A 22,107-nucleotide genomic window follows, 5' to 3' on the forward strand; every position below is an offset into this window, starting at 1 on the left:
CAAAAGCCCGGTCTGGCAGCAGAGCCCGACCGAGCTTTGTCGAGCTTTGCTGAGCTTTGTCAGGCTTTATTGCGTGAGAACAGCGCGTTGGCAAAGAACGCCGGTGACCTGCACATCGGCCTGCCCAATCTTGACGCCGAGCATATCCAGCACCCCGAAAAGCAGGCCATCCACCGCCGGCCCCAAAGGTGTGAGCAATGTGCCCAGAAGCTGGGTCAGCCCACTCAGGGGCAGAGGCAAGGGCAGGAATCCGATCAGGACAACCTCAAGATCGAGCCCCTTTACCAGCCCGACAAAAAGCGATCCGGCGAGTTGGTTGGTCCCCACGGTTTTGATCCGTTTGGCGGCAATATCGGCAGGCGTGAAGGTCACAATTTCCTGCTTGGGGTTGCCGAGCGGCAGTTCGACACGACCGCGAAGCTCGGCAATATCCGCGCTCAGCAATTTCACCTTGGCGATGGCTGTCTTCCTGACGACCGGCGTTTTGCTGAAATTCCCCATCAGGTCGATATCGGTATCGCCGAGATAGACACCGGCCAGACCCGGTTTGACGCCGAGTTTCACCGTGGCGCTTCCGGGGCCCTGCGGGCAGCTTATGCTTTTCAGTTCAGCCTCGCCGCTCGCCACGTCGATGAAGATCGGCACGCGGACATTGGCCAGATAGGAAACAAGCCCGTCATTGCCGACCTCAAGCGTCAGAAGCAGGCGTATCTGCGCCGTGCGCACCAGGGTGCCTGCCCCACCCACGGCAAAGAACGGGGTCTTTTGCGCGGGCTCTCCAACAGCGACGTCCAGTTTGAATGCCAGCACTCCGGGCAGTTTCAGCTCGGTGCCGAGCTGTAGTTGATGATCGCCTCCCAGCATCGCTGCCGCTGAAATCATTTGCAGGACATTGGCCGTGATGTTGTAATTATTGGCCGATCCAAGCGCTGCATCGGCGATCGACCCAAGCCCCAGCAACTTTCCGACCGGCAGTTTCGTGGCCAGGGCACCCGCATCCTTGCCCAGAATACCGAGTGCGGCCTTGGCCGCCGGGTTGTTCGTCACCACTTCGGCCAACACATTCGCCAGCATGCCGACCGAAACATCCGTCCTCAACAGCCGGTCATAAGTACCAGCCGTCAAACCTGCTTTCAAAGCAAGCCTATCCAGAAAACCGAGCAGGTTGATATCGGTTGCCGCAAGCGCGTTATAGTCGGCCAGCTTCAGGTTCAGGCTGGTTCCGAGCAATCCGCCCAAAAGCCCGTTCAGGATGCTTTGGTCGGTATTCAGGCTCAACAGCCGCGAACCGATCGAAAATGCCGCCTCGGCCTTTGTCGCTGCCATGCCGGTTGCGCCGAGCGCGGGCCGGTCGATGAAGGACTGGCCGAAATAGAGATTGCCGGGGCGCGCCAGTCGGACGCGCACCGCATCCGGATTTGCCCCGCCGGCCACGAAACGGCTTTCGACCGCACGGTTCCTGTCGGCGAAATAATTGCCTTTCTCCACCCATACGCGCGTCTTGTCGTCGGTCTTTCCGTTGACGATGGACGGATCATAGGCGCCCGTCATCAACACCGGATCGAGGCCGTTCGCCTGCAATTGCCGCAGCACCGCATCGTTGGCCTGCGAAAGAGAGGCCGCACCGGCAACGGCGGCAAGATCCGCCATGCTTTGCAATTGGCGCCGCTCCAGAAAGAGCGAACTCGTATCGACGCAGAACGCCGCTACCGCCAGAAACAGCGGAGAGACCAGCGCCGCCATCGTCGCCAGATTGCCGCCCCGCGCACGCAGGAAACGCGATACCAAACCCCGCATGACCAATGCCCCCACCCCGTTTCAGATTCCGCCAAGCCTTATTGTCGATGCCCTTGTGATGGTCGTGTCGGGAAGCGGCAGGCCCCTCATCAGGTTCCAGATCGGCAGGTTTTCCGCGTCATAGCGGATCGTCACCGTAAACTGGTTCGGATCGGACTGGGCATTGTCGACAGTCACCTGCATCCGCGCCGGATCGATCAGGGAATATTTTGCCGCGTTCTTCTGGATATAGCCGGTCGCCAGCATCTGCCGTTCCACGGGATCGATACCCGCCAGCGCCGTCCGCGTTGCGTCGGCGGCAAGCTGCTGCACGGCGTTGGCGGCACCGAGATAGAGGCCGAAGGCGATCATCCCCATCAGGATCAGGAGAAAGACCGGCGCCAGTATTGCGAACTCGACTGCCGCCGTACCGCTCTTATTTCGATTGAAAAACAACAATGAAGCGGTTCCGCGAACCAAATGCGGAAACTTGCCCGACAAGGACGCAAACCCTTTTCGCCCCATAATAAGGTAAGCCATGTGCCCTCCCGTCCAAGAGCATTGAAACCTTATTTCCATGTCATTTCGAAACGACATGCATCATGCATGCGCCGACCCACCGCCTTTGCGGACAGATCACGTTTTATTTTCTTCTATACTTTCAGATTGTGGCTTCCCGATCTTATTTAATCAGAAGATAATTTAAGAAAACTTAATTGTCGCCCTCAGCGTGTTTCCATCGCAGAAATGCGAAAGAATAACCGCAAGTTGTATGGCGCAGCCAACTTTCACGCTTATGCCGATGGCAGGAGAAGCGGCCAGCCTTTGTTTCAGCGGCAATTGTTGCATGACAAATAATTAAGATGAAATCCTGAGCGAAAATGCATAGATATCCGGTTAGCAAACCATTGCTTGGTTATTGCGAGAAATTTTGCGGGACATGGCGATGAAACTTCGAAAAGCGGAGTTTCAGACGATTTGAGGGTTTGGCGGTGCTTACATCTTCCGATTCTTCCAAAACCGGGCAGCGAACGGCACCGTCGCAGAAGCGCAAAGACGGCCGGTCCCGCTGGTGGCTCTGGCTTCCGGCGGCGGCGATCATCGCCGGCGCGGGCTGGTATCTTCACGGCTCGGGCGAGGCCGGGGGCCAGAAGACGAGCTACCTCGCCGAACCGGTCACGCGCGGCGACATCGAAAACGCCATCACCGCCGTCGGCACGCTCAGCGCGCTGCGCAGCATCAATGTCGGCGCACAGGTTTCCGGCCAGCTTAAAAGCGTGAAGGTCGAGGTGGGCGATCAGGTCAAGCAGGGCCAGCTTATTGCCGAAATCGACCCCTCGCCCTTTGAAAAGAAGGTGGAGATCGCCAGCGCCCAGCTTGATAATCTCAAGGCGCAACTTTTGAGCAAACAGGCGCAGCTCACGCTCAAGAAAGCCAATGCGGCGCGCCAGCGCTCGCTTCTGGCCACGCGCGGCGTGTCGCAAGCCACCGTCGATCAGGCCGATGCCGATCTTGCCATGGCAGAGGCTGACGTGAAGGCGCTTGGCGCGCAGATTCGCCAGCAGGAAGCCCAGCTTGCCAGCGACAAGGTCGATCTCGGCTACACCAAGATCTACAGTCCCATGGAAGGCACGGTGGTCGACCAGGCCGCCAAGGAAGGCGAAACGCTGAACGCGGTGCAAAGCGCGCCCACCATTGTCACCGTGGCCGACCTCAAGGTCATGACGGTGGAAGCGCAGGTGTCAGAGGCCGATATCGGCAGGCTGAAGCCGGGAATGCCGGTCTATTTCACCCTGCTCGGCCAGCCGGAAAAGCGCTTTACCGGCACGCTGCGCCAGATCAAGCCGACGCCTGCGACCGAAAACAATGTCGTGCTCTATTACGCGCTGTTCGACGTGCCGAACCCGACCGGCGAACTGATGATCAATATGAGTACGCAGGTCTATTTCATTCTCGATGAGGCGAAGGACGTGTTGCTGGTTCCCACCTCGGCGCTGAATTACCGGCACGAGGACCAGAACCGGAAAGGCAAGCCGCAGATCGCCGTCAAGCTTGTGAGCGACAATGGCTCGATCACGGAACGCGCGGTTGAGATCGGCGTGCGCAATCGCGTACAGACCGAAATCAGGAGCGGCCTTGAGGAAGGCGACAAGGTCGTCGTCACCAGCGCTTCCAGCGGGGCTGAAGCTGCCGCGGGCCAGCGGGGCCGCAGGCCCGGCATGCGCCTGTTCTGATGAGCCGTCTCATGTCTGATAATCCCATGTCCGACAATTCCATGTCCGACGCGCCGCTCATCAGATTGAATGACATCCGCAAGACCTACCGCAATGGCGATCTTGCCGTTGAGGTGCTGCATGGCATCACGCTCGACATCCAGGCTGGCGAATTCGTCGCGATCATGGGGGCGTCGGGCTCCGGCAAATCGACGCTGATGAACATTCTGGGCTGCCTCGACAGCCCGAGCGGCGGGCAATATCTGCTCAATGGCGAGGATGTCTCGACACTGGATGCCGATGCGCTGGCCTCGTTGCGCCGGCGAACCTTCGGCTTCGTCTTCCAGAGCTACAATCTCATCTCGACCTCGACGGCACAGGAAAATGTCGAGGTTCCGGCGATCTATGCGGGCCTGCCCGCATCGGAACGTCATGCGCGCGCCGCCGAACTGCTCAACCAGCTGAAACTCGGCGACCGCCTCGACCACCGCCCCAACCAGCTTTCCGGCGGGCAGCAGCAGCGGGTTTCCATCGCCCGTGCGCTGATGAATGGCGGGCGCATCATCCTTGCCGACGAGCCGACCGGCGCGCTGGACAGCCAGAGCGGCGAGGATGTGATGGAGCTTTTGCGCTCCATGCACGCGCAGGGCCATACGGTCATCGTCATCACCCATGCCCGCGAAGTGGCCGAGCGCGCCGACCGGCTGATCGAAATCCGCGACGGGCAGATTCTTTCCGACACGGTCAAGCGCGCCATTCCAGATACGCAGGCCCCCTTCCGCTTGCAGGAGAGCCTTGAGGGCAATTCCGCCCGCATCGCCGATGTTTCGGAAGCGGTGAAGATGGCGATGCGCGCGCTCAAGGCCAATATCTTCCGAACGGTTCTCACCCTGCTCGGCATCATCATCGGCGTCAGTTCCGTGGTGACCATGCTTGCCATCGGCACCGGCGCGCAGAACTCCATCCTCGACCGCATCAATGCCATGGGCACCGATCTCGTTCTGGTACGCCCGTCGATGACGGGTTTTCGCGGGACCGGCCAGATAGCAACGCTGATCCCGGAAGACGCCAATGCCATTCTGGAACTGCCCAACATCAGAACCGCCGTCCCGGAAGTCACCGGCACGGTGACGCTGCGCCGTGGCAATGTCGATTACCAGTCGCAGGCAAACGGCACGGTCCCCGCCTTTTCCGAAGCCAAATCGTGGAAACTCGCGACCGGCGATTTCATCAGCCGGAGCGATATGGACAATTATGCGCCCGTCGCCGTGCTGGGCAAAACGGTGGTCGACACGCTTTTCCCCGATGGCAGCAACCCGATCGGCCAATATATCCTGATCCAGAAAATTCCGTTTCAGGTGATCGGCACGCTGGAGCCGAAGGGCGCGGGCTTTGGCGGCTCGGATCAGGACGATGTGGTGGTCGTGCCGCTTTCGACCGGCAATCTGCGGCTGTTCGGGCAAAAATATGTGCGCACCATCACCGTGCAGGTGAAGGATTCCGACCTCATCAACACGACGCAGGAACAGATTCAGGATCTGCTCGACCAGCGCCACAAGAAGCGCGACACGATGATCACCAACATGTCCTCCATCCGCGAGGATGCGACGGCAATGGGCAATACGATGACGCTGTTTCTGGGGTCCGTGGCGGCGATCTCGCTGCTCGTCGGCGGCATCGGCGTCATGAACATCATGCTGGTGAGCGTGACGGAGCGCACGCGCGAGATCGGCGTGCGCATGGCAACCGGGGCGCGGCGGCGCGATATATTGCTGCAATTCATCACCGAGGCACTCACTGTCTCCGCTATCGGCGGCGCATTCGGGGTCGTGCTGGGACTTGCAGCCACCGCGATCGCCGGTTGGGCCGGGCTTCCGGTCGGCTACAGCCTGGGGCCTGTGCTGCTGGCCTTTGCCTGCGCTTTCGCCACCGGCCTGATCTTCGGCTTCCTGCCGGCGCGCAAGGCTTCCCGCCTGCTCCCGGCTGTGGCACTGTCATCCGAATAATCCATCGAAACCGGAAGGCGGCACGGCGATGATTCTTCTCAAGCGCGGCCTGTTTGCCGCCGCGGCTGTGTTGGCTGCGACAGCGGCGCTGATGCAACCGGGCCAGGCCGGCACGTGCAACCGCGAAAGTTTTGAAGAGGCGAACTATATCGTCTGCGCGGCAAAGGCGGAGGGCCTGCACCTGTTCTGGAAGAATGCGGATGGCCAACCCTATCGCAATTTTTCAAAACTGGCCGACGCCGCCGCAAGCCGGGGCAAGACACTGGTTTTCGCGCTCAATGCAGGCATGTACCAGCCTGATTTTTCACCGATGGGCCTCTACGTCGAGGATGGCCGCGACCTTCACCCGATCAGCAGGACGGTGCCCGCCCATGGCTCCGGCCCCGTGCCGAATTTCTACAAGAAACCGAACGGCATCTTCTATCTCACCGACAAGGACGCAGGCATCCTGCCGACGGACGGTTTCCTGCAACAGAAGATCAAGCCGCGGCTGGCCACCCAGTCCGGGCCGATGCTGGTGATCGGCAACCGGATCAATCCGATTTTCATCGTCGGCTCGACCGACAGGACGCAGCGCAGCGGCGTCGGCATTTGCAATGGCGGCGCGATCCGCTTCGCGGTCAGCGAGGACGCGGTCAATTTCCACGACTTTGCAAGATTGTTTCGCGACCATCTTGAATGCCCGAATGCTCTGTTTCTGGATGGCGGCGGCGGCGCGGGCATTTACGTTCCGGCGCTGGGGCGCAACGATATATCCTGGCACGGCGGCTATGGCCCGATGTTCGGCTTTGTGGAGTGATGGCAGTCAGAGCCTGAATCCAAAAGCGGCAGGCCGAGGCGAAAATGGTGATTTTCGAGTACCGGAGCGCAGTGTACTGAACGTACATGAGCACCGGAACGCAAAAAAGCGCCATTTGCAGACCGGGATGGCGACTTTTGGAACAGGCTCTCAGGGAAAGGCCGATCTGTTCCAAACCGGCCTTTCGGATAGCACTGCTCACTTGAACAGCAGCGGCAGGGTGATCGGCATGCGCGCCTTGGCAATGGCTGCTGGCGGGGCGGGCACCGGCGAAGCCCGACGTGCGGCTTCCAATGCAAGCTGGTCTACGTCCGGATTGCCGGACGAACCGGCCAGACGCGCCGAGAGCACATTGCCCGAAGGGTCGATCACAAAAGTAACCTGAACCAGCCCCTTGGCATTGCGCGATTTGCGTTGCAGGAAACGCACATTGCGCGCCATGTGGGATTGCAGCTTCGACGTCCACTTGGAGGAACTGACGCCAGCGGATGCGGAATTCTCGCCCCGGCGGTTCGCAGCCGCCTTCTCACCAGCGTCCACATCCATGCGCGGCGCGGCGGCCTGACGGGTTACCGGCGCCTTTTCAGCCTTCTTGGGCTTTGGCTTCTCAGCCTTCTGCTTTTCCGGCTTCGGCTTCTCGACCTTTTTCGGTTCCGGCTTTGGCTCCGGTTTCACCTCCGGCTTTTCAACCGGCATAGGCACGGCAACTTCCGGCTTTTCGGCTTCAACCACGTCAGGAATGACTTCTTCCGGTTCCTGAACGGCCTGCGGCTCAGGCTCCGGCGGCGTTACCTCTTCGGGCTGCGGTTCGGGCTCTGCCTGGTCCTGCGGTGCTTCCGCCGTTTCCGGCTGGGCTTCATCCGCAACCTTCTCTTCCATCGGCGCTTCCGGCTCCGGCGCAAGCTCCACCACCATGGCGGCAACCTGCGCGCCATCGGGCTGATCTTCGTCCTGCGCCATGTGGATGGCATAGGCACCGGCGGCATGCACGGTCAGAACCAGAATGCCCGCGCCGATCCAGCGCCCCGCATCATGCCAGAAGGAATGATGCGGAGTATCAGCCGAAGCCACCTTTACAGGCGGGTGGTCGGGCGGAAGCGTATTCATTGCGCGGCTCCCTGCGGTGCCGGTGCGGCGGAAGGCTGCGCAGCCCCCCCGGCAGGTGTAACCCCGGTCTGATCGGCCCCAACCGTTTCGAGGCCGACCAGCGCGATCTTCAGATATCCGGCTTCCCGCAGAAGGTTCATCACCCGCATCAATTCGCCATAACCGACATTCTTGTCGGCACGCAGGAAGATGCGGGCTTCCTTGTTCTTCTCCGACAGGCCATCCAGCGCCACGCCGAGGCGCTCGCGCTCCACCACATCATTGCCGACACTGATGCTGAGGTCTTCCTTCAGCGTCACATAAAGCGGCTTGTCGGGACGCGGCGCGGGCGCTGCCGTCGAGGCAGGCAGGTCCACCTTCACGTCAACCGTGGCCAGAGGTGCTGCCACCATGAAAATGATGAGCAGAACCAGCATGACATCAATGAAGGGCGTCACATTGATCTCGTGGTTCAGTTCGAGATCGTCTCCGCCGCCTTCGCGAACCTTGCCAGCCATGATGCCTACTCCGCTGCGTGCAGCGTGCCTTCTCGCACACCGGCCGTTCTGAAATCGAGGTCGCGGCTGACAAGGCGCTCGACGCCTGCCGACGCATCGGCGAGCAGCGACCGGTAGCCGGTGATGGAACGGGCGAACACATTATAGATGACCACGGCAGGAATAGCCGCGACAAGACCGATGGCGGTCGCAAGCAGGGCTTCGGCAATGCCCGGCGCCACGACGGCGAGGTTGGTCGTCTGCGCCTGGCTGATATTAATGAACGAATTCATGATGCCCCAGACCGTGCCGAAAAGCCCGACGAAAGGCGCAACCGAACCGATGGTCGCCAGAATGCCCGTGCCCTTGGAAAGACGGCGACCGGCTTTCGCCTCGATGCGCGACAGGCGCGAGGAAACACGCTCCTTGAGGCCCTCGCCACCGGCGCGCGCCAGCGCGGGATCGGAAAGGCGAACCTCGTCATCCGCCGCGCGGACCAGCACGGCACCCGGCCCCTTGGCACCGTCCAGCGCGCGGACGGCTTCGGCAAGCGTTGCCGAATGACCGATGACCTTCAATGCCCTGGTGGCGCGGCGGCGCGCACCGGCCAGTTCAAGCGTCTTGGCGACCCAGACCGTCCATGTGGCAAGCGAAGCGATCGCCAGGCCGATCATCACCGCCTTCACGACCCAGTCGGCAGCCATGAACATGCCCCAGGGCGACAGGTCGTGCGGGAGGATGAGGCCGTTTTCGCGTTCAACAGGCGCTGCGGCAGGGGCAACCGTCTCTGACCGGATCAGTTCCGGTGAAGGAGCCTGAACCGGAGCGGTTGGGGCCGAAGCGGTTGGAGCCAAAGTGGTCGAAGCCGGGGCGTTCGTCGCGGGAGTTGCGTCTTGAGCCAAAGCAGAAGCCGCGCCCAGCAAGCCAATGCCCACCGCCGCAGCCATGAAGCCCTTTCGCCAGAAACCAGTCATTTTGATCGCCTTTTGATTGTTCAGATCCGCGCGCACAGGACCAAACCCTCATGCAGGCCGTCGCGCCGCTTGTTGGCCTCTTCTTACCCCCCAATAACATGATGGTGCAAGTCATGTTTTTGCCCCGTGGGCATTTTCGGCAGGCAATCCCCGGATGCGGCAAGATTTTTCAACACGCGCCCATTTGCCAGTTGCACATTTGCGGCAAATCAGCCCTGATATGGTTAATCCGAGCGTCTGGAAATTGGTTTTAAAGAACAAATTCCGGATGCCGGGGAGAAAATACGGTTCCGCTCGGATCGGAATTTTGGAGGACATGCCAATGATGCTCAAGGATATCCAGGCGCTTGAACATGCGGCACGCACCGCCATGGCAGGCAATGACGATCCGCTGCCGGTCCAGCAGCGTTCATTGAAGCCGACACATGTTGGATTGGCCTTTGTCATGCTGGCGGGCGCGGCTTATCTGCTGCTGGCCTGAAGCAGGGATTTGCAACCCGCAACAGCGCCTGCCCCATTCTTGCCGCATGAAGGACATGGGTTTCACAATTTTGACGCCTGAATAACACATGTTTTGAGCGGAACGGAAAGCGTTTCCCCTCGTTTTTTCTCCTGAAGACGGCGAGATTGCCTCTCGCCTTCGGTTTGCCTTGATTACCGACAGGAGTTTTCATGAAAAGATTTTTCGCTTCCACGGCCCTTGCCGCGCTGATCGCCCTTCCCGCTTTCGCGCAGGGTGGTTCACCGATTTTTTCCGACACGAAACAGGAAAAGCCGATCGCCAGCGAGAACGGATATTTCGAGGCATCTCCGGGCCAGCTTCTCGTGTCGGGCTTCATCGGCCAGGCGGTCTATAACGGCCCCTCCAGCGACGCCGCCAATATCGGCACGGTCAACGACATGATCCTCGGCGCCGATGGCACCCCGCAGGCGGTCGTGATCGGGGTCGGCGGTTTTCTGGGCGTCGGCGAAAAGGACGTCGCCATCGGCTGCGACCGCCTGTCCTGGGTGGTACGCGATGACGGCAAGCGCTGGCTGATCGTCGACGCGACCAGGGAACAGCTGGAGAAGGCCCCGGCATTTGACCGCAGCGCGGCCTTTGAGGCGGATGGCCTGCCGCGGGCTGCCGAAAAGACGGTCACGACGCAGAAGGCCGACAGGGTCATGCCCGAGGGCATGAAGCCGCTGCCCACCGACGGATTGAGTGCCGACAAGCTGATCGGCGCGACGGTTTTCGGTGCGGATGATACGAAGATCGGCACGGTGGGCGACGTCCTGATGACCGCGGACGGCCAGACCGAGGCCTTTGTCGTCGATGTGGGCGGTTTTTTGGGCATCAACTCCAAGCCGGTGGCCGTATCCATTGCCAATCTGGACGTGGCGACGGGCAAGGACGACAAGGTGAATGTTTTCACGCAGTTCACCAAGGAGCAGTTGCAGGCGCAGCCCGCCTATTCGGATGAAGCCTACAGAAAGGACCCGGAAGGCACGATCCTGCACGGCGAAGCGGAGTGATGCCTCCCGGTTGCAGGCGCAGCCCGCCTATTCGGATGAAGCCTACAGAAAGGACCCGGAAGGCACGATCCTGCACGGCGAAGCGGAGTGATGCCTCCCGATTGACCCAACTGGTTTACCCCGTGATTTACCATGACTTGCAACAGGCGGCTGGCCTTGTTGCCGCTGATGGCTTTGCATGCAACCATTAGGCCAGCCGCACGTTACCCGGATAACCGGAGCATGAACAGGAGAGCTGATATGGCGCGAGCATCCGCAAAGACGAGCAGGGTCGAAGAAAAGATCGAGGAAGCGCTGACCGATGCCAGCACAGAGGACCTTCAGGCACAGGTCGAGCAGCTGAAGGAAGATATTGCGGCCATTGCGGCGACATTGGCCAATCTCGGCTCGCAGACCGTCCGCGATGCGAAACGCAGCGCGAAGGAAACCTATAAGAGCGCCTATATTCAGGGCGAGGACGTCGTGGACGACCTGCGCAACAAGGCGCAGGATGTCGAAGCCCAGCTGACGGCAACGGTGCGCGAGCGTCCGATTGCCTCGCTCGCGACTGCACTCGGCATCGGCTATCTTCTGGCCCTGCTCTCCCGCCGCTGAGGCGCGCCATGCTGAAAGCCCTGATGCCCCTATTGTCCGCCATGGCAGGCGAGGAACTGAAATTCGTCGCGGGTCAAACCAAACGTGCGGCGGTTTTCGGCGCGGCCATCGCCGTTTTCGCGTTGATTGCGATCACCTTTTTCTGCGTCGCCGCCTTTCTGGCGCTGGCGCAGAACTATGGCGGCCCGCTTGCCGCCCTCATTCTGGCGGCGCTATCGCTGATCGCAGCGCTTCTCATTCTCGCGGTTCTGAAAATCCAGGCCGCTTCCGAGGCCAAAAAGCGCAAGCAGAAAATGGAGGCCGACAAATCGGCAATAGTGGCAACGGCGGCAATCGCGACCGTTCCCGCCATCCTCAAGCGTCCGATACTGGCAGCCGCCCTGCCGCTGGCCGCCATTGCGCTGGTTTCGCTTCTCTCCGACAAGAAGAAGCGCCCCCCGCAGGGCTGACCGCTTCACACATCGCAAAAGGCCGGCCTCAACCGGGGCCGGCGTTTTCTTTTCCGCCTTCATCGCCTCATTTGCCGAGCGGTGCATCCCCGTCTTCGGCAAGCGACGACAGGCGAACGATCACTCTGGTCCCCACACCATTATCGGTCTTGCAATAAACCGGCTTTTCACCGAACTGCATGCAAAGCTGCTCGATGACCAGCGTGCCCAGACCGTTCTTTTCGCCGGACTTGTGATGATCCGCATCCAGGCCAATGCCGTCATCCTCCACCACCAGGACCGGAATGGCGTCTTCACCCGGCTTCAGGCTGATATGGATATGGCCTTCCGCGCGCCCCCGGAAAGCATGTTTGATCGCATTGGTGACAAGCTCGCCCAGAATGATGCCGATCGTCGTCACGTCGCGCGCCTTCAGGTCGAGCGGCGCGAGATCGGTCGAAAATTCAATCCTGCGGTCCTGGCCGATGGCATCCCTGATATCGTTGATGACGGTTCCCAGAAAATCGTCGACGCGCGCCTTCTCCATATCCTCGCCAAGCCGCAGGCGGCGATGCGCGGTCGAAACGGTCTGAACGCGATCGCGCGCGGCGGCAAGCGCTGCGCGGGCATCCTCGCTGCGCGTCTGCCGCATCTGGAGCCCCAGCAGGGACGAAACCGTCGCCAGCGAATTGCCGATGCGATGATTGGTGTCCTGCAGCAGAAGCTCCACTCGCTGGCGCTCGCGCTCGGCTGTCTGGCGCGCCTGCTCCAGCTCGGCGGTCCGCTCCTGCACGCGCTGCTCCAGCAATTGCTTTTCGGACAGGAGCGCCGTCTGCCCTTCGAACATGGACCGCGCATAGCGCTGCACGCGGCTGAACAGCAAAAGCGTCAGCATGGCGGCCGAGGCCAGCGCCACGATGGAGGTTGCCGTCATCCAGTTGCGCATACGGTTGATCCGCTCGTTGCGTTCCAGAAGCTGCTGTTCTTCCGCATCGATGAACTGGGTGACGGTATTGGCAAGCTGGTCCATCAGCACCTTGCCCTCGTCGCCGCGCACCTTTTCAACCGCCGCGGACACATTGCCCGACTGGGCAAGATTGACCGTCTCGCGCACATCCTCCTGTTCGCGCTCCACCAGCGCGCGGATCTGCTTGACCCGCGCCTCCTGCAACGGGTTCTGGCCGGTCAGGGCCTCAAGATCGGCCAGCGTCTTGTCGACATTGAGAATGGCGTTGCGATAAAGGTCGAGATAGGTCTCGTCCAGTGTCAGGAGATAGCCGCGACGGCTCATCTCGATATTGCTGGCCAGACGCGCAACCTTGTCGACCTGCTGGCGCAAGGCATAATTGCGCGAAATGTCCACCACCTGATGATTGACCCCGGTGGAGAGGAACAGCGTCATCACCGCCGACAGCAGCACAAGGCCGAGCGAGACGATAACCGCAACCGGCTTCGACGACGATCGGAGCAGTTTTTGCAACAAGGCTGATGGCAAGGACGCAACCTACAAACAGACAACCACTGTGCCGACGCGAAGCATCAGCAAAGTCTAACCTACATTTGACTGGATAAATTGCAATCGCCGCGGGCAAAAACAGCCGGACCGGCCTGCCTGCGGCGCTTCAAGCCCCTTTTCCCGCGGAAAAGAGGGCGAAAAATCAAACATGGGTCAAGCAAAGCTTCTCAAGGTTGCCCGCGATGAATCGGCATCGGGGCCGTAATCGCTTTCGCCTTCGATCTTGAGAATTTCCTGCAGGCGGGCACGGGCGCGGCTGACGCGGCTCTTGATGGTGCCGACGGCACAGCCGCAGATTTCTGCCGCTTCCTCATAGGCAAAGCCCGAGGCGCCGATGAGAATGATCGCTTCGCGCTGGTCATCGGGCAATTGCTCCAATGCCGCACGGAAATCCTGCAGATCGAGCGAGCCATATTGCGAGGGATGCACGGCAAGCTGCTCGCTGAACACGCCATCGGTGTCCTGAACCTCGCGGCCGCGCTTGCGCATCTGCGTATAGAATTCGTTGCGCAGTATGGTGAAGAGCCAGGCTTTCATATTGGTCCCCATTTCAAAGGACTCCTGCTTGGCCCACGCCTTCATGATTGTATCCTGGACGAGATCGTCCGCCTTGTCGTGCTGGCCGATCAGCGACACCGCAAAGGCGCGCAGGCTCGGCAGCGATGACAGGAGTTCCCGCTTGAACTGTGCATTGCTCTCAACCGACGGACCGGGTGCTGTGTTCACGCATACTCTCCTGTTCAGCCTGATCGAGTTTTTGGAGAAGATCGAGGAAGCGATCCGGGATCGTCTCGTCCTGTATCGAGGTGTACAGTGCCTTTAGTTTCAATCCGACTTCACAATTTGGTCCTAATATATCCTTCTGAACGCGACGGGGCGACCTGACCCCGGCTCCGTTCATATGAAGGTTTTCTTTTTCTGCCATATCCTGATCGTTCCGGGCTGATCGCCCTACCCTATTAATCTAAGCCCCTGCTTCAGCGGGAAATGCGCGGCCCGCCGAAAAGTTCCCCGGCATATCCCTTAATTCGGAACTTTTTCCAAAGCACCTCGTTATGTGTAACATAATGCTGCGCTCGAAACATGTGGGGCGGAGAGGATTTGCACCTTGTCCGCCGCAGTGTTTCAATGAACGAAAGCGGCAGTTGAGGAGTTCCAACACCATGACGTTATCGACGCGTATCGCGCCGCACCTTCCCTATCTTCGTCGTTTTTCCCGCGCGCTGACCGGCTCGCAGGCTTCCGGCGACGCTTATGTTGCGGCCGCCCTCGAAGCCCTGATCGCCGATGTGAGCATTTTCCCGAACACCTCTTCCGACCGGATCGGCCTCTATCGCCTTTTCTGCGATCTATACAAGACGGCCTCAGTCCGCCTGCCGGAACCGGCATCGGATTTTGCATGGGAACAGCGTGCGGCCAGAAATCTTTCGCACATAGCGCCCCTGCCCAGACAGGCCTTCCTGCTTGTGGCCGTGGAGGGCTTTTCCGACCGGGAGGCGGCCGAAATCCTCGAACTGGACGAGGCCGAACTGAACCGCCTTCTCTCCACCGCTTCGGCCGAGATTTCGCGCCAGGTCGCAACCCGCATCATGATTATCGAGGACGAACCGCTGATCGCGATGGATATCGAGCAGATGGTGGAGAGCCTCGGCCATGAAGTCGTGGGCATTGCCCGCACCAAGGATGAGGCGCTGGCACTCTTTGCCAGGGAAAAGCCGCGCATGGTGCTGGCCGACATCCAGCTTGCCGACGGAAGTTCCGGCATCGATGCGGTGAACGAGATTCTTCAGGATCACACGATCCCGGTTATTTTCATCACCGCCTTCCCGGAACGCCTTTTGACCGGCGAACGCCCGGAGCCGACCTTCCTCGTCACCAAGCCGTTCAACCCGGATATGGTGAAGGCACTGATCAGCCAGGCGCTCTTCTTCGACGAGGCCTCGCAGGTCGCCGCCTGAACCCGGACATCATGAACTCCCGGAAGCAACCGGCTTTCGGGAATATGGCTGTCGACGCTCCCGACGCAGCTTTCGACACCCGCCACTGCGCACCCTGTCATGAGTATTGAAAGTTGTGAGCGTTTTAATTTTCCCCAAACCGCGGAACCAAGCCGCCCCCCATGTCGTTTCTCCTGCACACAATAAAGAGGAGATCGGACATGCTTTATTATGCGCTTGTATTTCTTGTGGTGGCACTCGTCGCCGGTGCGCTCGGTTTCGGCGGCATCGCGGGGGCGTCGGCCGGTATAGCGCAGATACTGTTCTTCGTGTTCCTTGCCCTGCTCGTCATTTCGCTCATTGCATCGGCAATCCGCAAGGCATAACGGACACAAAATCAAAGGCTGTTTTTGACCTTCTGACATATCAGCCTCTGTTGTTTGTCAACGATAATCACCGCCGCATGCCACTATGCGGCGGTTTACCGGTTCCACACTTCTGGCAGGCTCGCGGATCGCAGGGCGATCATCCGGGCAAAACCCGCCGACCGGTCGCTGAAACGGACGTCATGGCACATAAACTCCCGCCACGCCTTTCCGGAGTTGCTGCCATCTTGCCAATGCGCGATCTGAATTCGGTTGCGGGACAATCGGGGCTGACATGACTGCTGGCACAAAACCTACCCTGCAAGAAACCGAGCCCGAGGCCGCGCGCCTGCGGGCGCTGTTGAGGGCAGTGCGCAACAGCAATGTCTGCGTGCTCTACCAGACGCCCGATCTGATCTATAGCTGGGGCGAAAACATCCCGCTCTACTGGCAGGACAAATGGAAAGCCGGTGGAAACGACTGCGATTTCATCTTCTCCGCAAGCCTGCACAAGCTCGACAGCGCCAAGCGCGCCGCGCTCGACACGGGCGAGGCGCAGAATGTGGAACTTGCCGTCAATGATGGCGACAAGCTGCGCTGGATCGAATTTCATATCGACTGCGACCGCGACGATAACGGCAACATTTTGGGGCTGGTGACGACCGCCATCGAAATCAGCGAGTTGAAGCGGCGCGAGCAGGTGCTGAAGACCCTCCTGCGCGAAGTCAGCCATCGCTCCAAGAACCTGCTTGCCATCGTGCAGAGCATCGCCAGCCAGACGGCGCGCTTTACCGATTCCATCGACGATTTCCTGCTGAAATTCCGCGGGCGCATCCAGTCGCTTTCCTATTCGCAGGATCTGGTGACGGATTCGAACTGGCGCGGCGCCCAGTTTCGCGATCTGGTGCATTCACAGGTCGAAAAATATATCGATCTCAACGATGAGCGGCTCAGCATCGAGGGCGACAATCCCTATCTTTTCCCCGGCGCCGCACTGCATATCGGCCTTGCGCTGCATGAACTGGTGGTCAACGCGACCTCCTTCGGCGGGCTTTCCATCCCCTATGGACAGGTGAGGATTTCGGCACGGGTCACGCATGTCGCAAGCGGCAATGACAGGCTGGAATTCCGCTGGGAAGAAACCAATCCCGCCAGCCCCTCCGCCCTGCCCGGTGTCATCGAGCACGATCCGCGCTTCGGCAGCGCCGTGCTGCAACGCATCGTGCCCGCCTCCGTCAACGGCCATGCCGACTATCGCATCGACGGCACCGGCGCGATCTATTCCCTGCTCATCCCCGCCGAACAATTCGACGCCTGATCCCGCCCGGCGCGAAAAAACCTCCAAAAAAAACCGTCATGGTCAGACCTAGGGCCTGAACCATGACGGCTTGCTCTAAATTTGCGGAACGCCGGCGGCATGACGCTTGAAGTCTGCGCGGCATTCTCGCCGTTCGCCTCGTGCGGGGAGGTTGAGGCAAACTCTGAAGGCCGCGTTGTGGGGGCGGGGTCACGACCTTCATGCGCGCTTAACGCCACAGACGAAACTTGGTTCCTTCAATTTCTAATTTTTTTGCAATAAAGTTCGAGACGGTGATGCACGATCTCGTAACCGAGCGAACGGGCGATCTCTTCCTGCAATTTTTCGATCTTGTCGGAGCGGAATTCCACCACATCGCCGGAATCCATATCGATGATGTGATCGTGATGCGCGCCGCTTGCCTGTTCGAAGCGCGACGGCCCTCCGGCAAAGGCATGGCGGTGAATGGCGCCGCGCTCTTCCAGAAGCTTCATCGTGCGATAAACGGTCGACAAGGAAATACTATTGTCGATCTCCACCGCCCGGCGGAAAATCTCAAGCGCATCGGGGTGATCTTCCGTCTCGGTCAATATGTTCAGGATGATCCGGCGCGGCCGCGTGATGCGGACACCGGCCTGGCGCAGTTCCTGTTCATAATCGGGCTTCTTGTACGATTCACTCATGTCCCGATTATGCACCGTCCCATTGCCAGTTGCAATTTTTTGCAACTGGCCCGCGCCCGATCTCCCCAGTTACTAATCGGCAAACTGTTCGCGTTCGGATGCCGGAGCAAGCACGGTAAACAGCGCCGCTCCATCACGGTCGAGCTCCTCGACGGTCACCGGATATGTATCGCCGTCCTGCGATTTGAGGCCGACTGCGGATGCGTTCATCGCCTCGGATATCGTCTCCCGGTCGCCCCAGAACTTGCCGCGCTTCGTGAGGTCGGCGCCGTCGGCGGGAATAGCCACGCTATATTCCACCACGCCCTTGTCGATACCGTCGCAAATAAGACTGGCCGAACCGTTCTTGATTGAAACGCTCATTGTTCCTCCGCTTTGTGTCGGCCCCTGATCGAGGACTACCCTAACGCGCATCCGCAAATGTGTAAAATACTGTGTGGGGAAGAAGGTGCTGGTACGCCCAAGGGGAATCGAACCCCTGTTTGCGCCGTGAGAGGGCGCCGTCCTGACCGCTAGACGATGGGCGCGTAAGCCATGGTGCTGATATAGTCGCCAAAAGGAAAAAGCGCAATCCTCGAAGGCAGAAACAAACAGGGCGGCAATCACGCCGCCCCAATCAGACCCTGCCCGCCCTACTCGACATTGCCGAGCTTGATGCGGCCGATGATGCGCGACTCGCGATAATCATAGATGATGAGTTCCGTGCCGCCATCCGGCAGCAGCGTTTCCAGCGAAAGCTCGTTGCCGGAAAGGCTCTGCGACAGGAGACGCGTGCCGGGCGTCAGGTCGATCTGCGATTCGATCAGCTTCGGCGGTTCCGGCTTGGCGGGCGCGGCCTGTCCTGGAATATCGGAACGGGCTTCTTCGACCGGCGGGGTTTCCGGCGCGCGATTGATCTTGTAGACAACGGCGACAAGCACCGCCATAAGACCGATCAGCATGACACCGATGGAAACGGCCAGAAGCCGGATCATCTTGCGGCGCACACGTTCCATGGCTGGATCAAGCTGGGGCTCGGCCTGTTCATCCGGGTAATAGCCCTGCTGATAGTCCTGATAGCCTGAATCCTGATGATTCTGGTATCTGGGATAGTGTGGATCCTGCATTCAACGACTCCGGTTCGAACTTCGCCGTGTTACGGCGTGTGGCGCGTGATAGAGCATTTTGCAGCCAAATGGAAACATTTGACGTCGCATAAATGCGGTAAATTCAAGAGGCAGGGCAGTTCTGACGATTTCATCACGGCAGAACGGCTCTCAAAAAGGAAAACACGAGTGAAAGAGCTAACAACCGACTCCGATGCCACGGGCAAGCGTCTCGACCAGTGGCTGGCCGCAGCATTGGGGCCGGAACTCTCGCGCAGCCGCGTTCAATCCCTCATTGCCGAAGGCCATGTGACCATCGACGGCGCGCCCGCCCGTGAAACCAAGCAGAAGCTGCGCGAAGGCATGACAATCGCCATCGTGCTGCCCGAGCCGGAACCAGCCGAACCGATTGCCGAGAACATACCGCTCGATATTCTTTACGAGGATGACGATCTCATCGTCATCAACAAGCCCGCCGGGCTTGTCGTTCATCCGGGCAATGGCAACTGGACGGGAACACTGGTCAATGCCCTTCTATATCATTGTGGCGATAGCTTGTCGGGCATTGGCGGAATTCGCCGCCCTGGCATTGTCCATCGCCTCGACAAGGATACGAGCGGCGTCATGGTCGTGGCCAAGAATGACCGCTCGCACCGCCATTTGAGCGAACAATTTGCCGATCATGGCCGCACCGGCGATCTGGAGCGCGCCTATCTTGCGCTTGTCTGGGGCATGACCGAACGCCCGCAGGGCTTCATCGATGCGCATCTGGGGCGCTCGCATCGCGACCGCACCAAGCAGGCGGTGGTCAATGCAGAGCGGGAAGATGCCCGCCACGCCGTCACCCATTATGTGACGGTGGAGAAATTCGGCCCGCGCGAGGATGCGACCGCGCTGGCCTCGCTTGTCGAGTGCCGCCTTGAGACAGGCCGCACCCACCAGATCCGCGTGCATATGGCCCATATCGGCCATCCGCTTGTGGGCGACATGGACTATGGCAGCGCCTACAAGACCAAGGCCAACAAACTGCCGGAACCGCTGAAAGAGGCCGTGCGCGGTTTCCACCGGCAAGCATTGCACGCCTGGCTGCTTGCCTTCACCCATCCGGCCACGGAGGAACTGATGCGTTTTGAAGCGCCGGTACCGGAAGATATGGAGCAGCTTCTGGAAAATTTCCGGAAACATTCTATATAATACTGGCAACCATGACGGTTCGCCGGAACAGGGGACAGTCTATAAACAGGAAGCTGATCCGACATCGAAAACCGGGGCGCGGCCACAGCCGCTCCCTCACCACAAGAAACAATTTATTTCAGACGGCCCATTCAGACGACGCGTGCAACCTTTGGCCTGCAGCAACGTTCACATTGTAGTGACGGATTGTTTCACGGATTAAAGGATCGTGTTTTCGCCAAAATCATGCCTATATATCAAGGCTCGCGTGTGGGAAGTGCAGGAGGCAGCCCCCGCGACAGGTTCGCCAAACGGGAACCTGAAATTATAAAGGAGGGTGCTCTATGGCCCAGATGAATCTCCCAAGCATTACGTCCGGTGACGGGGGGCTTACCCGTTATCTGGAAGAAATCCGCCGCTTTCCCATGCTTGAGCCGCAGGAAGAATATATGCTGGCCAAGCGTTATCACGAACATACCGATCCCAAGGCCGCCCACAAGCTGGTGACGAGCCATCTGCGTCTCGTGGCCAAGATCGCCATGGGCTATCGCGGCTATGGCCTGCCGATCGGCGAGGTGATTTCGGAAGGCAATGTCGGCCTCATGCAGGCGGTCAAGCGTTTCGAGCCGGAGCGCGGCTTCCGTCTTGCCACCTATGCCATGTGGTGGATCAAGGCTTCGATCCAGGAATATATCCTGCGTTCGTGGAGCCTTGTGAAGATGGGCACGACCGCCAATCAGAAGCGCCTGTTCTTCAATCTGCGCAAGATGAAGAGCAAGATTCAGGCGCTTGATGATGGCGATCTCAACCCGGATCAGGTCAAGCAGATTGCAACCAAGCTCAATGTGAGCGAAGACGAAGTGGTTTCCATGAACCGCCGCCTGTCTGGCGACGCTTCGCTGAACGCGCCCTTGCGCGCTTCGGAAGGGGAATCGGGCGAATGGCAGGACTGGCTGGTCGATGACAGCAACAGCCAGGAGCAGGTTCTGATCGAGCAGGACGAGCTGGAAAACCGCCGCTCCATGCTTGAACAGGCGATGGATACGCTGAACGACCGCGAACGCCGCATTTTCGAGGCCCGCCGCCTGTCGGAAGACCCGATGACGCTGGAGGATCTTTCCAGCGAATTCGGCATCAGCCGCGAGCGCGTGCGCCAGATCGAAGTGCGCGCCTTTGAAAAGGTGCAGGCTGCGGTGAAGGCCGCGGCCCACAAGCAGCAAAAGGCGCTGAACCCTGTCGAGGAAGCGCACGCCTGAAACTGATGATCCGCTGATCCTTTACTGCCGCAGACGGGCAACCGTTCTGCGGCGGAATTGTTTAAAGCGTATCCCGAAAAGCGTGAAACGGTTTTCGGAAAAGATGTGTAATTCAAGCTGCGCTGCCCCTCATTTATTCCTAATATCAAAATATAAAAATATTGGACCTTTAGGTTCAATATGTAATATATAATATATATAGCCTTCACTTGGATTTAATAATGAAAGGCGAAGACCCTTTTCCCAAATAATGTCACGCTTTTATCCATTAGAAGGAATTATAAAATGATTATATTTAAGCTTAAAAAAATATCAGCAATCCTTGCCATTATATTGGCATCTTCCGTTGCCACAGCATCTTCCGCTTATGCGATCTCCTTCAACTTCACATTTGAAAACAATAGTGATGACGACATCATCCTGGAGCCTATGACCCAGCGTGAACATCCAAAGCGAGATCCCAATCAAGTTTGGTCGACATGCATGGGAAAAAACTGGAATACGCCAAAAACGCCGATAACAATACGCAGAGGCCAGAGATACACGGTCAGGAACGTCAGCGTAAAAGCTTGCAAACCATCAGTGAATACATGGAAAGTAAGCAAAAATAGCAACAAGGATATTTATGGATATGTTCAATTCATCAATCACTACACGCTAAGCATCAACAATGGCGCATTTTCAGCCTTGATCCGTAACTTTTTCGGTGTCGGCAACACAAAAGACCCTGTTGCAGCGCGCCATCCTGCAGCCAACTATGCATCGTGTGGGCCCAAAAAACTCAACTGCAACGGTAAAAATGTACCAATGCGTGGCGGCGATATTACCATTTATATCGGAGAAAACCGCCGTCCCAAATAAAGCGTGAAGGTCTCATGCTTTCTGCCGCAGACGGGCAACCGTTCTG

24 protein-coding genes, 1 tRNA gene and 1 pseudogene are annotated in these 22,107 nt (G+C 59.1%); 13 read left to right on the forward strand and 13 right to left on the reverse strand.

Features of this window, described 5'->3' with window-relative positions; genetic code table 11:
- Window positions 1-66: 66 nt before the first annotated feature.
- Complete coding sequence (locus tag AVM02_RS05010; protein WP_411505899.1) at window positions 67-1,797, reverse strand: pilus assembly protein TadG-related protein; 1,731 nt, start codon at window positions 1,795-1,797, stop codon at window positions 67-69.
- 21 nt (window positions 1,798-1,818) lie between these two features.
- A complete protein-coding gene (locus AVM02_RS05015; protein ID WP_411505900.1) occupies window positions 1,819-2,316 on the reverse strand; it encodes a TadE family protein in 498 nt (165 codons plus the stop codon).
- A 452-nt stretch (window positions 2,317-2,768) separates the two neighbouring features.
- On the opposite strand from AVM02_RS05015, the gene AVM02_RS05020 reads away from it, so the two are divergent.
- Genes AVM02_RS05020 through AVM02_RS05030 form a run of 3 tightly spaced genes read left to right on the forward strand, consistent with a single transcriptional unit; the run spans window position 2,769 to window position 6,794 of the window.
- Window positions 2,769-4,010: an efflux RND transporter periplasmic adaptor subunit gene (locus AVM02_RS05020; protein WP_411505901.1), complete on the forward strand. Its 1,242-nt coding sequence runs from the start codon at window positions 2,769-2,771 to the stop codon at window positions 4,008-4,010.
- A gap of 41 nt (window positions 4,011-4,051) precedes the next feature.
- Window positions 4,052-5,995, forward strand: coding sequence for a MacB family efflux pump subunit (locus tag AVM02_RS05025; RefSeq protein WP_411506010.1), 1,944 nt, complete (start codon window positions 4,052-4,054; stop codon window positions 5,993-5,995).
- Window positions 5,996-6,023: 28 nt separating this feature from the next.
- Window positions 6,024-6,794, forward strand: a complete 771-nt coding sequence (locus AVM02_RS05030) for a phosphodiester glycosidase family protein (protein WP_411505902.1) — start codon at window positions 6,024-6,026, stop codon at window positions 6,792-6,794.
- Window positions 6,795-6,801: 7 nt separating this feature from the next.
- Here the strand turns inward: AVM02_RS05030 and AVM02_RS05035 are convergent.
- From AVM02_RS05035 to exbB, 4 genes and pseudogenes are all read right to left on the reverse strand, one after another.
- Window positions 6,802-6,909: pseudogene (locus tag AVM02_RS05035) on the reverse strand (flagellar basal body P-ring protein FlgI); the annotation flags it as partial.
- 83 nt (window positions 6,910-6,992) lie between these two features.
- Entirely contained in the window at window positions 6,993-7,901 is a 909-nt protein-coding gene (locus AVM02_RS05040) for an energy transducer TonB (RefSeq protein WP_411505903.1), read from the reverse strand.
- On the reverse strand, window positions 7,898-8,398 hold the full coding sequence (gene exbD, locus AVM02_RS05045) for a TonB system transport protein ExbD (RefSeq protein WP_411505904.1): 501 nt from the start codon (window positions 8,396-8,398) through the stop codon (window positions 7,898-7,900). Before exbD ends, AVM02_RS05040 begins: the two co-directional genes overlap by 4 nt.
- A 5-nt stretch (window positions 8,399-8,403) precedes the next feature.
- Window positions 8,404-9,387: a tonB-system energizer ExbB gene (gene exbB / locus AVM02_RS05050; RefSeq protein ID WP_411505905.1), complete on the reverse strand. Its 984-nt coding sequence runs from the start codon at window positions 9,385-9,387 to the stop codon at window positions 8,404-8,406.
- A gap of 118 nt (window positions 9,388-9,505) precedes the next feature.
- On the opposite strand from exbB, the gene AVM02_RS05055 reads away from it, so the two are divergent.
- The 4 genes from AVM02_RS05055 to AVM02_RS05070 all read left to right on the forward strand — a co-directional run bounded on the left by AVM02_RS05055 (window position 9,506) and on the right by AVM02_RS05070 (window position 11,909).
- A complete protein-coding gene (locus tag AVM02_RS05055) occupies window positions 9,506-9,832 on the forward strand; it encodes a hypothetical protein (protein WP_411506021.1) in 327 nt (108 codons plus the stop codon).
- A 191-nt stretch (window positions 9,833-10,023) separates the two neighbouring features.
- Window positions 10,024-10,866 (forward strand): PRC-barrel domain-containing protein, encoded by an 843-nt coding sequence (locus AVM02_RS05060; protein WP_411505906.1) that lies wholly within the window; start codon window positions 10,024-10,026, stop codon window positions 10,864-10,866.
- 240 nt (window positions 10,867-11,106) lie between these two features.
- Window positions 11,107-11,460, forward strand: coding sequence for a YqjD family protein (locus AVM02_RS05065; protein ID WP_411505907.1), 354 nt, complete (start codon window positions 11,107-11,109; stop codon window positions 11,458-11,460).
- 8 nt (window positions 11,461-11,468) lie between these two features.
- Window positions 11,469-11,909 (forward strand): hypothetical protein, encoded by a 441-nt coding sequence (locus tag AVM02_RS05070; RefSeq protein WP_411505908.1) that lies wholly within the window; start codon window positions 11,469-11,471, stop codon window positions 11,907-11,909.
- A gap of 67 nt (window positions 11,910-11,976) precedes the next feature.
- Here AVM02_RS05070 and AVM02_RS05075 read toward each other — a convergent pair whose 3' ends face one another.
- From AVM02_RS05075 to AVM02_RS05085, 3 genes are all read right to left on the reverse strand, one after another.
- Complete coding sequence (locus AVM02_RS05075; protein WP_411505909.1) at window positions 11,977-13,383, reverse strand: sensor histidine kinase; 1,407 nt, start codon at window positions 13,381-13,383, stop codon at window positions 11,977-11,979.
- 174 nt (window positions 13,384-13,557) lie between these two features.
- Window positions 13,558-14,130, reverse strand: a complete 573-nt coding sequence (locus AVM02_RS05080) for an RNA polymerase sigma factor (protein ID WP_411505910.1) — start codon at window positions 14,128-14,130, stop codon at window positions 13,558-13,560.
- Window positions 14,102-14,329 carry a NepR family anti-sigma factor gene (locus AVM02_RS05085; protein ID WP_411505911.1) on the reverse strand — a complete coding sequence of 76 codons (228 nt, stop codon included), beginning with the start codon at window positions 14,327-14,329 and terminating at the stop codon, window positions 14,102-14,104. The genes AVM02_RS05080 and AVM02_RS05085 overlap by 29 nt, the downstream gene beginning before the upstream one ends.
- 238 nt (window positions 14,330-14,567) lie before the next feature.
- Between AVM02_RS05085 and AVM02_RS05090 the strand changes: the two genes are divergently transcribed.
- From AVM02_RS05090 to AVM02_RS05100, 3 genes are all read left to right on the forward strand, one after another.
- Window positions 14,568-15,362 carry a response regulator gene (locus AVM02_RS05090; protein WP_411505912.1) on the forward strand — a complete coding sequence of 265 codons (795 nt, stop codon included), beginning with the start codon at window positions 14,568-14,570 and terminating at the stop codon, window positions 15,360-15,362.
- Window positions 15,363-15,562: 200 nt separating this feature from the next.
- Entirely contained in the window at window positions 15,563-15,727 is a 165-nt protein-coding gene (locus tag AVM02_RS05095) for a DUF1328 domain-containing protein (protein ID WP_006473348.1), read from the forward strand.
- A 274-nt stretch (window positions 15,728-16,001) separates the two neighbouring features.
- Window positions 16,002-17,024, forward strand: coding sequence for a sensor histidine kinase (locus AVM02_RS05100; RefSeq protein WP_411505913.1), 1,023 nt, complete (start codon window positions 16,002-16,004; stop codon window positions 17,022-17,024).
- A gap of 236 nt (window positions 17,025-17,260) precedes the next feature.
- On the opposite strand, the gene AVM02_RS05105 is transcribed toward AVM02_RS05100, so the two are convergent.
- From AVM02_RS05105 to AVM02_RS05120, 4 genes are all read right to left on the reverse strand, one after another.
- Complete coding sequence (locus AVM02_RS05105) at window positions 17,261-17,686, reverse strand: transcriptional repressor (RefSeq protein WP_411505914.1); 426 nt, start codon at window positions 17,684-17,686, stop codon at window positions 17,261-17,263.
- A 72-nt stretch (window positions 17,687-17,758) separates the two neighbouring features.
- On the reverse strand, window positions 17,759-18,049 hold the full coding sequence (locus AVM02_RS05110) for a hypothetical protein (protein WP_411505915.1): 291 nt from the start codon (window positions 18,047-18,049) through the stop codon (window positions 17,759-17,761).
- Window positions 18,050-18,138: 89 nt separating this feature from the next.
- A tRNA-Glu gene (locus AVM02_RS05115) sits at window positions 18,139-18,213 on the reverse strand.
- Between the two features lie 105 nt (window positions 18,214-18,318).
- Window positions 18,319-18,792, reverse strand: a complete 474-nt coding sequence (locus tag AVM02_RS05120) for a hypothetical protein (protein ID WP_411505916.1) — start codon at window positions 18,790-18,792, stop codon at window positions 18,319-18,321.
- A 168-nt stretch (window positions 18,793-18,960) separates the two neighbouring features.
- Here AVM02_RS05120 and AVM02_RS05125 point away from each other — a divergent pair, with 168 nt between their 5' ends.
- The 3 genes from AVM02_RS05125 to AVM02_RS05135 all read left to right on the forward strand — a co-directional run bounded on the left by AVM02_RS05125 (window position 18,961) and on the right by AVM02_RS05135 (window position 22,061).
- The gene (locus AVM02_RS05125) at window positions 18,961-19,965 is read left to right on the forward strand and encodes an RluA family pseudouridine synthase (RefSeq protein ID WP_411505917.1); all 1,005 of its coding nucleotides are present in this window, start codon (window positions 18,961-18,963) and stop codon (window positions 19,963-19,965) included.
- Between the two features lie 323 nt (window positions 19,966-20,288).
- Window positions 20,289-21,200 (forward strand): RNA polymerase sigma factor RpoH, encoded by a 912-nt coding sequence (gene rpoH, locus AVM02_RS05130; protein WP_411505918.1) that lies wholly within the window; start codon window positions 20,289-20,291, stop codon window positions 21,198-21,200.
- Window positions 21,201-21,485: 285 nt separating this feature from the next.
- On the forward strand, window positions 21,486-22,061 hold the full coding sequence (locus AVM02_RS05135; RefSeq protein WP_411505919.1) for a hypothetical protein: 576 nt from the start codon (window positions 21,486-21,488) through the stop codon (window positions 22,059-22,061).
- Window positions 22,062-22,107: the final 46 nt, after the last annotated feature.

Source organism: Brucella anthropi (assembly GCF_046630315.1).
Taxonomy (GTDB): domain Bacteria; phylum Pseudomonadota; class Alphaproteobacteria; order Rhizobiales; family Rhizobiaceae; genus Brucella; species Brucella anthropi_A.